We start from the raw sequence: 16,736 nt of genomic DNA, 5'->3' as shown, positions 1-16,736 counted from the left end.
AATGAAAAAAGCGCTTCTGGTAGTCAGTTTTGGCACCAGCTATCACGACACCTGTGAAAAAAACATTGTGGCGTGCGAACGTGATCTGGCGGCGTCCTGTCCCGATCGCGACCTGTTTCGCGCCTTCACTTCCGGAATGATCATTCGCAAGCTTCGCCAGCGTGACGGTATCGACATCGATACGCCATTACAGGCTTTGCAAAAGCTTGCCGCACAGGGATATCAGGACGTGGCGATTCAGTCGTTGCACATTATTAACGGCGACGAATATGAAAAAATTGTCCGTGAGGTACAACTCTTGCGTCCGTTATTCACTCGCCTGACGCTGGGCGTGCCGCTGCTGAGCAGCCATAACGATTATGTGCAGCTAATGCAGGCGTTGCGACAACAGATGCCATCGCTCAGACAAACGGAGAAAGTCGTTTTTATGGGCCACGGCGCCAGCCATCACGCATTCGCAGCTTATGCCTGTCTCGATCATATGATGACCGCGCAGCGCTTCCCGGCGCGCGTCGGCGCCGTAGAAAGCTACCCGGAGGTCGACATTCTGATCGACAGCCTGCGTGACGAAGGCGTCACCGGCGTACATTTGATGCCATTAATGCTGGTGGCGGGCGATCACGCCATTAATGATATGGCTTCAGACGACGGCGACTCATGGAAAATGCGCTTTAACGCGGCGGGCATTCCGGCGACGCCGTGGCTGAGCGGGCTGGGAGAAAACCCGGCTATCCGGGCGATGTTTGTCGCGCATTTGCACCAGGCGCTGAACATGGCGGTAGAGGAGGCGGCATGAACGGTAAATTATACGCATTAAGTACCGGGCCAGGCGCGCCCGACCTGATAACCGTCCGCGCAGCGCGGATTCTTGGCTCGCTGGACATTCTGTATGCGCCCGCCGGTCGTAAGGGGGGCGATAGTCTGGCGCTGTCGATTGTGCGCGACTATCTCGGCGAGCAGACGGAAGTACGTTGTTGCCATTTCCCTATGAGCGCTGACGGCGCCGAGAAAGAAGCGGTCTGGAACGAGGTTGCCGCCGCGCTTACCGCAGAGGTGAAAGCGGGTAAACAGGTCGGTTTTATTACCCTGGGCGATGCGATGCTATTCAGTACCTGGATTTTTTTACTCCAGCGAATCGGCTGCCCGGAGTGGCTGGAGATTGTCCCCGGCGTCACGTCCTTCGCCGCGATAGCCGCCCGCGCGAAAATGCCGCTCGCCATAGAACGGCAATCTCTGGCGGTTATTTCTTGTACCGCGCCGGAAGCGGAAATAGCCCAGGCGCTACAACAGCATGATAGCCTGGTGTTGATGAAAGTGTATGGCCGGTTCGCTCGTATTAAAGCGTTGCTGGCGCAGGCTGGCCTGCTGGAATGCGCCTTAATGATGTCCGAGGCCACGCTGCCCGGCGAGCAGTGCTGGCGCCATCTCCACGAGGTCAACGATGATCGACCGTTGCCCTATTTTTCGACCATTCTGGTCAATAAACAGTGGGAGTATGCAGAATGAAACTTGAACAGCAGCTTCGACAGTTGTCTTTCAGTGGACTGGCTGCAGCGCTATTGCTGATGGTTGTCCCGCAACAGGCGTTTGCGATGCATATCATGGAGGGCTTTTTACCGCCAGTGTGGGCGCTGGCCTGGTGGTTACTGTTTTTACCCTGCTTGTGGTATGGGCTGGTGCGCTTACGGCGTATTGTGCAGGAGGATAATCATCAGAAGGTACTGCTGGCGCTGTGCGGCGCGTTTATTTTTGTCCTGTCCGCGCTCAAAATTCCGTCGGTAACGGGGAGTTGTTCACATCCGACCGGCGTTGGTCTGGCGGTTATCTTGTTCGGGCCCGGGGTGGTGGCGATTCTCGGCGCGGTTGTGCTGTTGTTTCAGGCGCTATTGCTGGCGCACGGCGGCCTGACGACGCTTGGCGCAAATGGAATGTCGATGGCGGTGATTGGCCCGGTTGTCGGTTATCTGGTGTGGAAAATGGCCTGCCGTGCCGGACTGCGCCGTGATGTCGCCGTTTTTCTGTGCGCGATGCTGGCGGATTTGGCGACCTATTTTGTGACTTCAGTCCAGCTTGGCGTTGCGTTTCCCGATCCCCATGCCGGAGCGACAGGGTCTGTTGTGAAGTTTATGGGGATTTTCTGCCTCACACAGATTCCTGTCGCCATTGCCGAAGGTTTATTAACCGTCATGATTTATGACCAGTTAACCAAACGGCAAGTGATTACCGTACAAGGACATTAAAATGAAAAAAACGTTGATGTTGTTAGCGATGGTGGTGGCGCTGGTGATTCTGCCGTTTTTTATTAACCATGGCGGTGAATATGGCGGTTCAGACGGCGAAGCGGAAAGCCAGATTCAGGCTATTGCGCCGCAGTATAAACCCTGGTTTCAGCCGTTATATGAACCTGCCAGCGGTGAAATTGAAAGCCTGCTGTTTACCCTTCAGGGCTCTCTTGGCGCGGCGGTGATTTTTTATATCCTGGGGTATTGCAAAGGTAAACAACGCCGTGATGACCGGGCTTGATCGACTCAGCTATCAAAGCCGCTGGGCACACGTTGCGCCGCAGCGCAAGTTTTTGCTGTGGCTGGCGATGATGATACTGGCGTTTGTTCTGCCGCCTGTAGGGCAGGGCATTGAGCTGCTGATCATTGCCGGATTGAGCTGTTGGCTATTGCGCATATCCCTCTGGCGCTGGTGTCGATGGATGGCGATACCTTTTGGATTTTTGTTGGTCGGCGTGATAACGATTATCTTCAGCATCAGCCGCGAGCCGCAAATGCTGCTGGCTGGCATATCTGTCGGGCCGTACTGGATCGGGATTACCCGTGCGGGCGTGGTCACGGCGAATGACACGTTCTGGCGTAGCCTGACGGCGCTGTCCGCGACGTTGTGGCTGGTGATGAACCTACCGTTTCCGCAGTTAATTAGCTTGCTTAAGCGCGCGCATATTCCACGCCTGCTTACCGAGCAAATCCTGTTAACGTGGCGCTTTCTCTTTATTCTTCTGGATGAGGCGGTGGCAATTCGTCGCGCGCAAACGCTGCGTTTTGGTTATTGCAGCCTGCCGAACGGTTATCGATCTCTGGCAATGCTGACTGGACTCCTGTTTACGCGGGTGTTAATGCGTTATCAGCAAATGACCACCACGCTGGATATCAAACTGTATCAGGGTGATTTTCACCTGTAAGGACTATTATGCTTGCCACTTCAGACCTGTGGTTCCGATATCAGGATGAGCCGGTACTTAAAGGGTTAAATCTGGATTTTTCGCTCTCGCCTGTTACCGGTTTGGTGGGCGCGAACGGCTGTGGGAAGTCTACGCTTTTTATGAACCTGAGCGGCCTGTTGCGTCCGCAAAAAGGGGCCGTGTTGTGGCAGGGAAAACCGCTGGATTACAGCAAGCGCGGACTACTGGCGCTGCGCCAGCAAGTTGCGACGGTTTTTCAGGACCCTGAACAGCAGATTTTTTATACTGATATCGATAGCGATATTGCGTTTAGTTTACGTAATTTGGGGGTGCCGGAAGCGGAAATCACGCGCCGCGTCGACGAGGCGCTAACGCTGGTTGACGCCCAACATTTTCGCCATCAGCCCATTCAGTGTTTGAGTCATGGGCAAAAAAAACGTGTGGCTATCGCCGGAGCGCTGGTGCTACAGGCGCGCTATCTATTGCTGGATGAACCCACTGCCGGTCTCGATCCCGCAGGGCGCACTCAGATGCTTGCTATCATCAGGCGGATTGTGGCGCAGGGCAATCATGTCATTATCTCCAGCCATGATATCGATCTTATTTATGAAATTAGCGATGCCGTATACGTGTTACGCCAGGGCCAGATCCTGACGCATGGCGCGCCTGGCGAGGTTTTCGCGTGTACGGAAGCGATGGAACAAGCGGGGCTAACCCAGCCCTGGCTGGTCAAACTTCATACTCAACTGGGACTGCCGCTGTGTAAAACAGAAACGGAGTTTTTTCATCGAATGCAAAAGTGCGCATTCAGGGAGGCGTCATGACGCAGGCAGTTATGTTGCAGGGGACGGCATCCGACGTCGGCAAAAGTGTGCTGGCGGCGGGTTTATGCCGCATTTTTTATCAGGATGGTCTGCGTACCGCGCCGTTTAAATCGCAAAATATGGCGCTTAATTCTGGTATTACGCCGGATGGTAAAGAGATGGGGCGGGCGCAGATTTTTCAGGCGGAAGCCGCGGGGATCACGCCAGATGTGCGTATGAATCCGGTGCTGCTCAAACCGACCAGCGATCGCCAGGCGCAGGTCGTGCTGATGGGGAAAGTGGCGACCAATATGGATGCGGTGAGTTACCATGACTATAAACCGCGTTTGCGTGAGCAAATCCTTGCGGTCTATAACAGCCTGGCGCAGGAATATGACGTTATTGTGCTGGAAGGCGCCGGAAGCCCGGCGGAAATCAATCTGCGCGATCGCGATATCGTCAATATGGGAATGGCGGAAATGGCCCAGTGTCCGGTTATTCTGGTGGCGGATATCGACCGGGGCGGCGTATTCGCCGCTATTTATGGCACGCTGGCGCTGCTGCATAAACAGGAGCGTGACAGAGTAAAGGGCGTCATTATCAACAAATTCCGCGGCGACGTGGCGCTACTCTATTCCGGTATCGAACAAATCGAATCGCTTACTGGCGTCCCGGTCCTGGGAGTGATGCCATGGCTGGATGTGGATCTGGAAGATGAAGATGGCGTCGCGCTGCAAAACGATAAATATCGCGGTAACGCCCCCCGTGATATCACTATTGCCATTGTGCAACTGCCACATATTTCTAACTTTACGGATTTTAACGCTCTGGCGGCGCAGCCGGATGTGCGCATACGCTATATTCGCCGCCCGGAAGCGTTGACTGACGCTGATCTGGTGATCCTGCCGGGCAGTAAGAATACGCTGAGCGACCTCGCCTGGCTGCGCGAAAGCGGGATGGCGGATGCGGTATTGCAGACACATCGGCAGGGCGTGCCGGTGATGGGGATTTGCGGCGGCTACCAGATGCTGGGCGACACCATTGTGGATGAGGTGGAGTCGGGGCTGGGTACGCAGCCGGGCCTGGGGCTGCTTAATACGATCACTCGCTTTGCACAGGATAAAACCACGACGCAGGTTAACGCGACAATGTCAGACGAGCTGCCCGGCTGGCTGGTTGCCGCGGCGGGGCTACCGGTACGCGGTTATGAAATTCACATGGGGGAAACGGTGCTGCAGGAAGGATGCTGTACGGCCATGACGTTACAGAAAAATGGATGCTCTGTGGCGGATGGCGCGGTCACCGCCGACGGACTGGCGTTTGGCACTTACCTTCACGGCCTGTTTGACAGCGATGCCTTTACCCGTGCGGTGGTCAATGGGTTACGGGCGCGAAAAGGGCTTGCGCCGTGGGAAACGACTTTTTGTTATGCGGATCATAAAGCGCGGCAATTTGATCTGCTGGCGGAAGCGATGCGGCAACATATTGATATTGATAAAATTTATACCATCATGCAACAACATCAGGAGCCGGTATGATGATTCTGGTGACGGGCGGGGCACGTAGTGGTAAAAGCCGTCATGCTGAAGCCTTAATTGGCGATGCGCCGCAGGTACTGTATATCGCCACCTCGCAGATTCTTGATGACGAGATGGCGGCGAGAATTCAGCATCATAAAGATGGCAGGCCGGCACACTGGCGGACCGCAGAATGCTGGCGGCATCTTGATACGTTGATTACCGCGGATCTTGCCCCTGACGACGCGATTTTGCTGGAATGTATTACCACCATGGTGACGAATCTGCTGTTTGCGCTGGGAGGCGAGAACGATCCCGAACAGTGGGATTACGCGGCGATGGAGCGCGCCATTGACGATGAAATTCAGATTTTAATTGCAGCCTGCCAGCGCTGCCCGGCGAAAGTGGTACTGGTGACAAATGAGGTGGGAATGGGGATCGTCCCGGAAAACCGTCTGGCGCGCCATTTTCGTGATATTGCCGGTCGGGTCAACCAACGACTGGCGGCAGCGGCGGATGAGGTCTGGCTGGTAGTCTCAGGTATTGGAGTCAAAATTAAATGAGTAAGCTGTTTTGGGCCATGCTCGCTTTTATTAGCCGCTTGCCCGTGCCGTCACGCTGGTCGCAGGGACTGGATTTCGAGCAGTATTCGCGTGGGATCGTGATGTTTCCCTTTATCGGATTGATTCTGGGGGGCGTAAGCGGCCTGATTTTCATCCTCCTGCAACCCTGGTGCGGTATTCCGCTAGCGGCGTTGTTCTGTATTCTGGCGCTGGCGCTGCTGACCGGTGGTTTTCACCTGGATGGGCTGGCCGATACCTGCGATGGCATTTTTTCCGCGCGCCGCCGTGAGCGAATGCTGGAGATTATGCGTGATAGTCGCCTGGGAACCCATGGCGGGCTGGCGCTTATTTTCGTGCTACTGGCAAAAATTCTGGTGGTCAGTGAACTGGCGTTACGTGGAACGCCAATGTTGGCGGCGCTGGCGGCGGCCTGTGCGGCTGGGCGTGGCAGCGCCGTTTTATTGATGTACCGTCATCGCTACGCCCGTGACGAGGGGCTCGGCAATGTATTTATCGGTAAAGTCAGCGGACGGCAAACCTGCATTACTCTGGGATTGGCGGTAATCGTCGCCACGGTATTACTGCCTGGTATGCAAGGACTGGCCGCAATGGTGGTCACACTCGCGGCGATTTTCATCCTTGGCCAGTTGCTTAAACGTACGCTTGGCGGTCAAACCGGCGATACGCTAGGCGCGGCGATCGAACTTGGCGAACTGATCTTTCTGCTGGCTCTGTTATGAGCCGATTATTACGGACGAGACATCTTATGCAGACACTACACGCTTTACTCCGTGACATTCCTGCGCCGGACGCCGAGGCGATGGCGCGTGCGCAGCAACATATTGACGGCCTGCTCAAACCGCCGGGCAGCCTGGGCAGACTGGAAACCTTAGCCGTTCAGCTCGCGGGAATGCCGGGTCTTAACGGTACGCCGCAGGTAGGTGAAAAGGCGGTGCTGGTGATGTGCGCCGACCATGGCGTCTGGGATGAAGGCGTAGCGGTTTCGCCCAAAATCGTGACGGCGATTCAGGCGGCGAATATGACGCGGGGAACAACCGGCGTATGCGTGCTTGCCGCTCAGGCCGGTGCTAAGGTGCATGTCATTGATGTTGGTATTGATGCTGAACCTATTCCTGGCGTAGTTAATATGCGCGTTGCGCGCGGCTGCGGAAATATTACCGTTGGCCCGGCGATGAGTCGCTCGCAGGCTGAGGCGCTTTTGCTGGAGGTTTCCCGCTACACCTGCGACCTGGCGCAACGCGGCGTGACCTTATTTGGCGTAGGGGAGCTGGGAATGGCGAACACTACGCCAGCCGCCGCGATGGTCAGCGTTTTTACAGGAAGTGATGCAAAAGAGGTGGTGGGGATTGGCGCGAATCTTCCGCCTTCCCGCATCGATAATAAAGTGGACGTCGTGCGGCGGGCGATTGCGATTAATCAGCCCAATCCGCGCGATGGCATTGATGTGTTGTCGAAGGTGGGTGGTTTCGATCTGGTCGGGATGACCGGCGTGATGCTTGGCGCGGCAAGGTGTGGCTTACCCGTATTGCTGGATGGCTTTCTTTCCTACTCGGCAGCGCTGGCGGCCTGTCAGATTGCGCCTGCGGTGAGACCTTATCTGATCCCGTCGCACTTTTCGGCGGAAAAGGGTGCCCGCATCGCGCTCGCGCATTTGTCTATGGAACCCTATTTGCATATGGCGATGCGGTTAGGTGAAGGAAGCGGCGCGGCGCTGGCGATGCCGATCGTGGAAGCCGCGTGCGCCATGTTCCACAATATGGGGGAGTTAGCGTCCAGTAATATTGTCCTGCCGGAGGGGAACGCAAACGCAACATAACCCGGGCGCACAACACCAGCCATGTGAGAAAAAAGCTATACTTAACGCACACCTGCCGCGACAAAGGAAGGGATATAATGCGTCGTATCACACCTTTTTTTCCGTTTTTCGTCTTGTTGGTAAGCCATTTCTCGCTGGCTATAAGCTATCCGTTGCCGCCCGAAGGCAGTCGTCTGGTAGGACAGCCTGTCACAATCGCCGTACCACAGAACAATACTCAGCCCTTAGAGTCATTTGCCGCCCGCTACGGTCAGGGGCTGAGTAATATGCTTGAAGCGAATCCCGGCGTGGATGTGTTTTTACCTCAGTCTGGTTCCACACTGGTGGTGCCGCAGCAGTTGATTCTGCCTGACACCGTTCGTGAAGGTATTGTGGTAAACGTCGCCGAGATGCGCCTTTATTATTATCCCGCAGGCACGAATACGGTTGAGGTGCTACCCATTGGTATTGGTCAGGCTGGCCGTGAAACGCCGCGCAACTGGGTAACTGCGGTTGAACGCAAACAAGATGGCCCGGTTTGGGTGCCAACGGCTAATACGCGTCGGGAATATGCTAAAGAGGGAAAAACGCTGCCCGCGATGGTGCCTGCGGGGCCGGATAACCCTATGGGGCTATACGCAATATATATCGGCAGGTTATATGCCATCCATGGCACTAATGCTAACTTTGGCATTGGCCTTCGCGTCAGTCAGGGCTGTATCCGTTTACGCAATGACGATATTAAATATTTATTCGACCATGTTCCTGTAGGAACCCGCGTTCAGATTATCGACAGGCCCGTTAAATTTTCGGTAGAGCCGGATGGCAGTCGTTGGCTGGAGGTACACGAACCGCTTTCTCGCAACCGTGCTGAATTTGAGTCAGACAAAAAAGTTCCATTGCCCGTTACGCCAGCGCTGCGCACGTTTATCAAAGGGGATGGCGTTGATACTTCGCGGGTTAATGAGGTGCTGGAGCGCCGTTCCGGAATGCCGGTCAACATTAGCGCGTGCAGGTCTGGCCTTTAAATATCCTGCCACATTGCTGGTTTTCATGGGCTGGAGTATCTGTATTAGTAGTGAGTGTCATGGCAGGGGCTTCATTTTCTCAACGAACCGCTAGCCCTCCGATTAAGTCCCCAAAAACTATGGGTGTCAAAAAACCCGGCAAACCTTATCAGGTTAACCGGGTAAAGATAAGTTCTTGTTTTTTGAACGTCTCCGGACTCACCAGGATGTCCCGAAACTAAAATCTGGCTCCTCTGACTGGACTCGAACCAGTGACATACGGATTAACAGTCCGCCGTTCTACCGACTGAACTACAGAGGAATCGTGTGGGGTCGTATATTAGCGGCGGAAAAATTTTTGTCAAACCCCATTTAACCCCTTACAGATTCGATTGCGGGTTATCTCATCACTTTGTTGCATTTGCAGACATTTTTTCTGCAAAAAGCTTTGCAGCCTTACGATTTCTCGCTCATTATTGAAATGTGGTTTCAACTCTCTTCTTTAAGGTCCATTTTGAACGTCTCCACTGCCTTACGCCAGGTTGTTGTCCGTACGCCCTGGTATGCCAAACGCAAGAGTTACAAGGTGTTGTTCTGGCGTGAAATCACCCCACTTGCTATCCCCATTTTTCTGGAAAATACCTGTGTTTTGCTAATGGGCGTGCTCAGTACTTTTCTCGTCAGTTGGCTGGGCAAGGAAGCAATGGCGGGCGTGGGGCTTGCCGACAGTTTTAATATGGTAATTATGGCTTTTTTTGCGGCTATCGATCTTGGTACTACGGTGGTGGTCGCCTTTAGCCTGGGCAAGCGCGACAGGCGACGGGCAAGGGCGGCGGCGCGCCAGTCGCTGGTGATTATGACGCTATTTGCCGTTGTGTTGGCAGTGGTCATTCATTATTTCGGCAGTGAAATTATTAATATTGTCGCAGGCGAGGCGACGCCAGAAGTAAAGGGGCTGGCGTTAACGTACCTTGAACTGACGGTGCTGAGTTATCCGGCTGCGGCAATTGCGCTAATCGGTAGCGGCGCGCTGCGTGGGGCAGGGAATACGAAAATCCCGTTGATGATTAACGGCGGGATGAACATTCTCAATATTATCATCAGCAGCATCCTGATTTACGGGGCTTTCTCCTGGCAAGGGCTGGGTTTTGCCGGCGCGGGGCTGGGGTTAACCATTTCGCGCTACATCGGCGCGGTAGCGATTATTTGGGTGCTGATGATTGGTTTTAATCCGGCGCTGCGCATTCCGCTGAAAAGCTATCTGAAGCCGCTGAATTTCGGCATTATCTGGGAAGTGATGGGTATTGGTATTCCGGCGAGCATTGAGTCAGTGCTGTTCAACGGTGGCAAGCTACTGACACAAATGTTTGTCGCCGGAATGGGCACTAACGTTATTGCGGGTAACTTTATTGCCTTTTCCGTGGCGGCGCTTATCAACCTGCCGGGTAACGCCCTTGGTTCGGCGTCGACTATTATCACCGGTAAGCGTCTTGGTACCGGGCAAATTGGTCAGGCAGAGCGTCAACTGCGCCATGTATTCTGGATGTCAACTATCGTACTTACGGCAATTGCCTGGGGGACAGCGCCGTTCGCGGGTCTGTTTGCCTCATTTTATACCCAGGAGCAGGACGTAAAAGAGGTAGTGAAAGTTCTGCTCTGGCTTAATGCCGCCTTTATGCCAATTTGGGCGGCCGCGTGGGTGTTGCCGTCGGGTTTTAAAGGCGCGCGCGATGTGCGATTTGCGATGTGGGTATCAATGCTGGGGATGTGGGGCTGTCGCGTTGTGGCAGGGTATACGCTTGGTATTGTGCTGGGTATGGGGGTTGTAGGGGTTTGGCTGGGGATGTTTCTTGACTGGGCCGTGCGCGGCGCGCTGTTTTACTGGCGTCTGGTAAGCGGGCGCTGGCTGTGGAGATACCCGCGCGTAAAGAGGGAGTAAGCGCTTTTTGCTGTGAAAATCATCAGGAAACGGTGAATTTTAACCGAAGTGTGGAATAAAACAGCAAACGAACTTTTTTTGTGAAAACAGGCTTTGACAAGCCAGGGGCACCTCGTTAATATTCGCCCCGTTCAAACGATTCCTCTGTAGTTCAGTCGGTAGAACGGCGGACTGTTAATCCGTATGTCACTGGTTCGAGTCCAGTCAGAGGAGCCAAATTTTAGTTTCGGGACATCCTGGCGAGTCCGGAAACGTTTAAAAAACAAGAAATTATCTTTGCCCGGTTGACCTGAGAAGGTTTACCGGGTTTTTTGACATCCATAGTTTCTTGAGGGCTTGATCGGAGGCTTCACGGTTCGTTGGAAAAATGGAGCCCCCGCCGATGGCATTAACCGATACCGCTATCCGCAAGATCAAACCCGTATCAGTATGCTGACATATAGATGTGTTCGGTTCAAACGGAGCGATCACACAAGCTTGCCAGGTGATGCCCCTGGTGGGAATCGCGACTGTCTCTTTCATCTGATTTCAGATATTTCCCGTGATCTTGATCCGTTCTTTCCCAAAAGATTGATTTCTTTCATTCGAAACAAGGCTGTATAATAAGTAAACCAAAATAGCAGCTATAGAGTTTCTAATGGATACAGTAGAAGAACTAAATGGAACATACTTCTATGCAGGAAAATTCAATCTGACTGCTGCCGAACTTCTGTTTATGATTTTTTGTGAGAATACCGCAAGCCAGTTTGGGATTGGTGTTGCAGATTTCGGGGCCGTTGTTGCTCTGGTATCAGGTCGCAATAATCTCTGGACAAGGGCGAAACCCGCTGGAGCGACTAAAGGCACATCATACGCGTCCAGGACTGCACGTGCAGTGTTTAAAAAGTCAAAATTTCCCTTTGGAATATCCCTTCCGACATGGTTAGGCGGTTACACCCCGTGGACAGCCAGACGTGTTATGGTTCGTAACATTGCGCCGTTTGTTGGACGTTCCATTCCTTTGATCGGGGAAATTATCCTTGCCGCAGATGTGTCACAAATAACATATCGCACTATACGCGACTACAATACCATTGCTCGGGGCAATGATAAGTTATGGTAGACAATATTGAACAGCAAGTTTACGAGCTTGTACGGCCTTATGCTGGCACATATCTGTTCAACATTAAGCAAGTGGAATTAACACCAGAGATTGACCTTGATACTGATCTGAGCATTGATGAACTTGAAGCCGAAGATCTCATGAATAAGTTCTTCGAGAAACTCAATGTCGAGCGAGGTAACTTCAGAATAGAAACCTATTTTCCTAATCACCCTTTTTCATGGCATCCGTTCAAGAAAACGGAGCCTGTACCCGTCCCAGATTTCACTATCAGCATGCTGATCGAGTCAGCAAAAGCCGGGAAATGGTTATATGACTAATTTTAATGAATTTAACAAATGGCTGTACCAGTGCCCTTCTTTTTGAGCGATGATGGTGGCGCTAAGATAGTTCTCTTTTCTTTTTAAAGGGTTCATGTTTACTGCCGCCGCCCTTACGCTAACCCTTTTAGTTTCTTCCTTTGCTGTCATACTATCGAATGACGTGCCTCACCTGTGAACGCTAAGGAGAATAATATGGAAAATAAAGGCACAAACCTGACGCCCGAGCAAGCGCTGGATCGCCTGGAGGAGCTGTACGAGCAGTCGGTTAACGCGCTCCGTGAAGCCATCGCTGACTATGTTGATAACGGCACGCTGCCCGATCCCCATGCCAGGCTTAACGGACTGTTTGTTTATCCTTCGCTGTCTGTAAGCTGGGATGGCGCGACACCGAACCCGCCTAAAACACGCGCTTTTGGACGCTTTACTCATCCCGGCTGTTATACCACTACCGTTACGCGGCCTGCGCTATTTCGCGCTTATCTTCTGGAACAGCTTAACCTCGTTTACCATGATTATGGCGCGCATATTGCGGTAGAGGCCTCGCACCATGAGATCCCGTATCCTTACGTGATCGATGGCTCGGCTCTGACGCTGGATCGTTCTATGAGCGCTGGGCTAACGCGCCATTTTCCTACCACAGAACTGGCACAGATTGGCGATGAGACAGCAGACGGTCTGTTCCACCCCGGCGAATTCTATCCGTTATCGCACTTCGACGCGCGTCGTGTTGACTTCTCGTTGGCCCGGTTACGGCACTATACTGGTACGCCGGTTGAACATTTTCAGCCCTTCGTTTTGTTTACCAACTACACCCGCTATGTCGATGAGTTTGTGCGCTGGGGATGCAGCCAAATTCTTGATCCTGACAGCCCCTATATCGCGCTTTCCTGTGCTGGCGGAATTTGGATCACGGCAGAAACGGAAGCGCCGGAAGAGGCTATTTCCGATCTGGCCTGGAAGAAACATCAGATGCCCGCCTGGCACCTGGTAACGGCAGATGGGCAGGGGATTACGCTGGTAAATATCGGTGTTGGCCCTTCAAATGCTAAAACGATTTGCGACCATTTGGCCGTGTTGCGGCCTGACGTCTGGCTTATGATTGGGCACTGTGGAGGGTTACGAGAAAGTCAGGCGATTGGCGATTATGTGCTGGCCCATGCCTACTTACGCGATGATCATGTGCTGGATGCCGTTCTGCCGCCTGATATTCCGATTCCAAGCATTGCGGAAGTACAGCGTGCGCTGTACGACGCTACCAAAGCGGTTAGCGGAATGCCCGGCGAAGAGGTGAAACAGCGACTGCGCACGGGAACGGTCGTCACCACGGATGACCGTAACTGGGAGCTTCGTTATTCCGCATCGGCGTTGCGATTCAATCTTAGCCGCGCGGTTGCGATTGATATGGAGAGCGCGACGATTGCAGCCCAAGGCTATCGCTTTCGTGTGCCTTACGGCACGTTGCTTTGTGTTTCTGACAAACCTTTACACGGTGAAATTAAACTGCCCGGGCAGGCAAACCGGTTTTATGAGGGGGCTATTTCAGAACATTTGCAAATTGGTATTCGTGCTATTGATTTGCTACGCGCAGAAGGTGATCGTTTGCACTCACGTAAATTACGCACGTTTAATGAGCCACCGTTTCGCTAACGAAATGAGCTGTCGCCTGCTGTTGGACAGGAGCGGAAGAGGCGTATTTATATGATATGGAAAGTGGCTGAGTGAAGCCTTATCGGGAGGCGATTCTGCATCCCGCTAAGGCCTTATTGTGCCGCGAGCTCCATCACCATCACCGGATACCTGTCGCTGATAATCACGTCTACGGCAGGAAACGCGCCGGAAGGCGAAAACATTGCGTCGCACTTCGCGCTCCTTGAGCGCCTGACCCACCAGCCCGGATTAACAAGCAGATACAGATCGTGTGAATCGGTCAGTTTAAAGGGGTTATCAAAAGGCTTGATACTGCGGATTTGTGCGTTGGTTAGAGACACAGGATGGTCACGCCATTATCGAACTGAAATGGCCCAAAGTTTCGCCGGATGCGCAGGAAAAACCAGATGCGCATCGGGAGGTATTTTCACGCTAACTTATTGAAATCTGCGGTAATAAGAATTTATAAGTAAGCCTGAAAACAGGAATTTGTCTCCTCTGACTGGATGCTGATATTGATTTATCATATTGAATTTATGAAGATTTTATTTTTAAAATTGGAGTGAGGCCCTCAATAAGGCTCCAAACGCAATAACTGTTCTGAAATGTGATATTTGTCATGTTTTAGATTACTCTTTGGCCGTAAGTGGGCATGACAGACAGCTTTGTGTCAAAGTGGACATCGGTTATGTAATTACCTGAGTGCCAAAGCCAAAATATCAGTACGATAACCAACTCAATACGAAATTTGTGAGTTGGTTTGTAATGGTTCGGTTAAATTTCACTGTGTTCTTTTGGCTTAATTACAAGTAAGGCAATCAAGACACTAATTGATGCGGCAAGCAGAACCATATTATTTACTGCATCATAAGCGAAAATATATGAGAACGGGCTATCAAATTAACATTAATTACTTGTTACTAACTCACTGTAAGTTAATTTAGTTAAGTACTTAACATAGTCTACTGCGTTTTCTTTAATCACTTCTTTGGAAGGGTTATATTCTGCACCATAAAAGGCAAAGTGTGGAACATATTCAGCACCAACATATTTAATCGTAATTTCAAATGGGCGAAGTACTTCTTGCATGGTAAATTTATAACGGCCATTCGCCATATAGTCTGCAAGTTCAATACCGGCAGTTACAGCCAAAGCTATTTTTTTATTCTTCAGCTTATCGCCTGTAGAGCCGTATGCCCATCCATAAAGAAACACTTCATCCAGCCATTGTTTCAACATGGGAGGGCAGTTGAACCAGTAAACTGGGAACTGCAAAACCAGCGACTCATGTTGCTCAACCAGTCTTTGCTCAGTCTCGATATTGATCCTGCCGTCAGGGTATGCTTTATAAAGCTCATGGACAGTAAACTGATCAGGATACTTTTTTAACTCATTTATCCAACACTGATTAACAACTGAATTTTCAATATTTGGATGAGCGACAACTATAAGCGTTTTTTTCATCATTTCCTCATTCAGGACTGACTTGCGATTGGGTTACTCAGGAGTATATGATTGGCCCTGTCGTTTGTGAAGTACGCAAATTTAGGTTATATACTTACCAAAAGGAGAGTGTAAATGATGACTGAGACATGCTCACAGACTGGTATCAACCTGGAGGAAACCGATTTTGGTTATACTCTTTCCTTAATTAGCGGGAAATATAAAATGATAGTTATGTACTGGTTAAATGAAAATAAACCAGTCATGCGATACAACGAGCTTAAACGCCGCATCGGTACGATTTCTTTCAAAACTCTGAGTAATACTCTGAAAGAACTCGAACAAGATGGAATAATCAATAGGGTGGAGTATCCTCAAATACCGCCCAAAGTTGAATACAGTCTTTCAAAACGAGGGGAATCATTAATGCCAATTCTGGATTTAATGTGTGATTGGGGTGGGAAAAACCGCAACTAATAATTTAGTGGTGTGGATACAGATGATGAACAACTCTGAGTAATTCTCAACTGTTCATAGCAGACTTCGGCGATCGGTGTAATGATTGGCATCGCTCAGTCCGGCTGGTGACTGGTGATGCTTAGCGATTGATCAGATCGCACAATCCGGGCTGAGTTCCCTCAAAGCGATCTGCTATTCCACACTATTTAGGAACACGTTATCGTAGCTTAGCTGATAGCCTGCATATCATGATAGATAAATGCAGATATTTTCTGAATCACTTCAAAGTGTAAGCCTTAGGGGGCGAATGGCTATATCCCGTTCTTAGCCGACTGTCAGAACTGGCTATACACCTGCGCCACATACCTCCCACGCCCGTCACCATGCCCCAAATCCATCGCTACCATCGCCAGCGCCTCTTTCCTGCTAAACCCCTGCGCCAGATAGTAACGAAGGCTAGCTTCTAGCTTCTTCTCTTTGCCATCAACGCGGTACTTCATGTACCAGAGTTTTGAGCCGTTGGGTTTGAGCAGCAGGTTGGGTCCTAAACTGTCGGTGATCTTGAAGGATTTCTCGGTGGATTTGATCTTGCGGATAGCGGTATCGGTTAATGCCATAGGAGGGGGCTCCATTTACTCAACGAACCGTGAGGCCCCGATTAAGCCCCAAAAACTATGGATGTCAAAAAACCCGGCAAATCTTCTCAGATCAACCGGGTAAAGATAACTTCTTGTTTTTTTAAATGTCTCCGAACTCGCCAGGATGTCCCGAAACTAAAATCTGGCTCCTCTGACTGGACTCGAACCAGTGACATACGGATTAACAGTCCGCCGTTCTACCGACTGAACTACAGAGGAATCGTGTGAACGGGGCGCATAGTAACGATGTGTGATCGGCTTGTCAAAGGGGGAAATAAGATTACGCGTTTGT

The 16,736-nt window shown here is 51.6% G+C and carries 19 protein-coding genes, 3 tRNA genes and 1 pseudogene; 17 read left to right on the top strand and 6 right to left on the bottom strand.

The window, feature by feature from the left end; genetic code table 11:
* The first annotated feature begins 1 nt into the window (after position 1).
* From cbiK to ldtA, 11 genes are all read left to right on the top strand, one after another.
* Entirely contained in the window at positions 2–796 is a 795-nt protein-coding gene (cbiK, locus tag ACLD4F_RS05425) for a sirohydrochlorin cobaltochelatase (RefSeq protein ID WP_000709784.1), read from the top strand.
* Entirely contained in the window at positions 793–1,506 is a 714-nt protein-coding gene (locus ACLD4F_RS05420; protein ID WP_001013558.1) for a cobalt-factor II C(20)-methyltransferase, read from the top strand. Before cbiK ends, ACLD4F_RS05420 begins: the two co-directional genes overlap by 4 nt.
* Complete coding sequence (gene cbiM, locus ACLD4F_RS05415; protein ID WP_000764336.1) at positions 1,503–2,240, top strand: cobalt ECF transporter S component CbiM; 738 nt, start codon at positions 1,503–1,505, stop codon at positions 2,238–2,240. Before ACLD4F_RS05420 ends, cbiM begins: the two co-directional genes overlap by 4 nt.
* A gap of 1 nt (position 2,241) precedes the next feature.
* The gene (locus ACLD4F_RS05410; protein ID WP_000753212.1) at positions 2,242–2,523 is read left to right on the top strand and encodes an energy-coupling factor ABC transporter substrate-binding protein; all 282 of its coding nucleotides are present in this window, start codon (positions 2,242–2,244) and stop codon (positions 2,521–2,523) included.
* On the top strand, positions 2,510–3,187 hold the full coding sequence (locus ACLD4F_RS05405) for an energy-coupling factor ABC transporter transmembrane protein (RefSeq protein ID WP_017441820.1): 678 nt from the start codon (positions 2,510–2,512) through the stop codon (positions 3,185–3,187). The genes ACLD4F_RS05410 and ACLD4F_RS05405 overlap by 14 nt, the downstream gene beginning before the upstream one ends.
* 8 nt (positions 3,188–3,195) lie before the next feature.
* Positions 3,196–4,011, top strand: a complete 816-nt coding sequence (locus ACLD4F_RS05400) for an energy-coupling factor ABC transporter ATP-binding protein (protein WP_000881542.1) — start codon at positions 3,196–3,198, stop codon at positions 4,009–4,011.
* Complete coding sequence (locus ACLD4F_RS05395; RefSeq protein WP_079944183.1) at positions 4,008–5,528, top strand: cobyric acid synthase; 1,521 nt, start codon at positions 4,008–4,010, stop codon at positions 5,526–5,528. The genes ACLD4F_RS05400 and ACLD4F_RS05395 overlap by 4 nt, the downstream gene beginning before the upstream one ends.
* On the top strand, positions 5,525–6,070 hold the full coding sequence (gene cobU, locus ACLD4F_RS05390) for a bifunctional adenosylcobinamide kinase/adenosylcobinamide-phosphate guanylyltransferase (protein WP_000973145.1): 546 nt from the start codon (positions 5,525–5,527) through the stop codon (positions 6,068–6,070). The genes ACLD4F_RS05395 and cobU overlap by 4 nt, the downstream gene beginning before the upstream one ends.
* Positions 6,067–6,810 carry an adenosylcobinamide-GDP ribazoletransferase gene (cobS, locus tag ACLD4F_RS05385; RefSeq protein WP_023201846.1) on the top strand — a complete coding sequence of 248 codons (744 nt, stop codon included), beginning with the start codon at positions 6,067–6,069 and terminating at the stop codon, positions 6,808–6,810. The genes cobU and cobS overlap by 4 nt, the downstream gene beginning before the upstream one ends.
* A 26-nt stretch (positions 6,811–6,836) precedes the next feature.
* Positions 6,837–7,907, top strand: a complete 1,071-nt coding sequence (gene cobT, locus ACLD4F_RS05380; RefSeq protein ID WP_108638449.1) for a nicotinate-nucleotide--dimethylbenzimidazole phosphoribosyltransferase — start codon at positions 6,837–6,839, stop codon at positions 7,905–7,907.
* 77 nt (positions 7,908–7,984) lie between these two features.
* Positions 7,985–8,914 carry a L,D-transpeptidase gene (gene ldtA, locus ACLD4F_RS05375; protein ID WP_411010704.1) on the top strand — a complete coding sequence of 310 codons (930 nt, stop codon included), beginning with the start codon at positions 7,985–7,987 and terminating at the stop codon, positions 8,912–8,914.
* Between the two features lie 225 nt (positions 8,915–9,139).
* On the opposite strand, the gene ACLD4F_RS05370 is transcribed toward ldtA, so the two are convergent.
* Positions 9,140–9,215 (bottom strand) — tRNA-Asn (locus ACLD4F_RS05370).
* Between the two features lie 159 nt (positions 9,216–9,374).
* Here ACLD4F_RS05370 and ACLD4F_RS05365 point away from each other — a divergent pair.
* From ACLD4F_RS05365 to ACLD4F_RS05350, 4 genes are all read left to right on the top strand, one after another.
* A complete protein-coding gene (locus tag ACLD4F_RS05365; protein ID WP_001542574.1) occupies positions 9,375–10,832 on the top strand; it encodes an EmmdR/YeeO family multidrug/toxin efflux MATE transporter in 1,458 nt (485 codons plus the stop codon).
* A 140-nt stretch (positions 10,833–10,972) separates the two neighbouring features.
* Positions 10,973–11,048: transfer RNA gene (locus ACLD4F_RS05360), tRNA-Asn, on the top strand.
* A gap of 421 nt (positions 11,049–11,469) precedes the next feature.
* Positions 11,470–11,934 (top strand): STM2901 family protein, encoded by a 465-nt coding sequence (locus ACLD4F_RS05355; RefSeq protein WP_047605665.1) that lies wholly within the window; start codon positions 11,470–11,472, stop codon positions 11,932–11,934.
* Positions 11,928–12,254 carry a DUF1493 family protein gene (locus ACLD4F_RS05350; RefSeq protein WP_000228159.1) on the top strand — a complete coding sequence of 109 codons (327 nt, stop codon included), beginning with the start codon at positions 11,928–11,930 and terminating at the stop codon, positions 12,252–12,254. Before ACLD4F_RS05355 ends, ACLD4F_RS05350 begins: the two co-directional genes overlap by 7 nt.
* On the opposite strand, the gene ACLD4F_RS05345 is transcribed toward ACLD4F_RS05350, so the two are convergent.
* Positions 12,243–12,404 (bottom strand): cytoplasmic protein, encoded by a 162-nt coding sequence (locus tag ACLD4F_RS05345; protein WP_079944179.1) that lies wholly within the window; start codon positions 12,402–12,404, stop codon positions 12,243–12,245. The two genes, ACLD4F_RS05350 and ACLD4F_RS05345, sit on opposite strands and share 12 nt — an antisense overlap.
* Before the next feature lie 45 nt (positions 12,405–12,449).
* Here ACLD4F_RS05345 and ACLD4F_RS05340 point away from each other — a divergent pair, with 45 nt between their 5' ends.
* Complete coding sequence (locus tag ACLD4F_RS05340; RefSeq protein ID WP_000428191.1) at positions 12,450–13,904, top strand: AMP nucleosidase; 1,455 nt, start codon at positions 12,450–12,452, stop codon at positions 13,902–13,904.
* A 242-nt stretch (positions 13,905–14,146) separates the two neighbouring features.
* Here ACLD4F_RS05340 and ACLD4F_RS05335 read toward each other — a convergent pair.
* Positions 14,147–14,245: pseudogene (locus tag ACLD4F_RS05335) on the bottom strand (DUF4102 domain-containing protein); the annotation flags it as partial.
* A gap of 565 nt (positions 14,246–14,810) precedes the next feature.
* Positions 14,811–15,368, bottom strand: a complete 558-nt coding sequence (locus ACLD4F_RS05330; RefSeq protein ID WP_024798295.1) for an NAD(P)H-dependent oxidoreductase — start codon at positions 15,366–15,368, stop codon at positions 14,811–14,813.
* Between the two features lie 114 nt (positions 15,369–15,482).
* Between ACLD4F_RS05330 and ACLD4F_RS05325 the strand changes: the two genes are divergently transcribed.
* Complete coding sequence (locus ACLD4F_RS05325; protein ID WP_023226656.1) at positions 15,483–15,824, top strand: winged helix-turn-helix transcriptional regulator; 342 nt, start codon at positions 15,483–15,485, stop codon at positions 15,822–15,824.
* Between the two features lie 317 nt (positions 15,825–16,141).
* Here the strand turns inward: ACLD4F_RS05325 and ACLD4F_RS05320 are convergent, their stop codons facing one another.
* Positions 16,142–16,423, bottom strand: a complete 282-nt coding sequence (locus ACLD4F_RS05320) for an Arm DNA-binding domain-containing protein (protein WP_306292002.1) — start codon at positions 16,421–16,423, stop codon at positions 16,142–16,144.
* Between the two features lie 164 nt (positions 16,424–16,587).
* Positions 16,588–16,663 (bottom strand) — tRNA-Asn (locus ACLD4F_RS05315).
* Between the last annotated feature and the right edge of the window lie 73 nt (positions 16,664–16,736).

It is taken from the genome of Salmonella sp. 741265050_HSA, assembly GCF_046569445.1.
Lineage (GTDB): Bacteria > Pseudomonadota > Gammaproteobacteria > Enterobacterales > Enterobacteriaceae > Salmonella > Salmonella enterica.
This window is presented reverse-complemented; position numbering and strand designations above follow the sequence as displayed.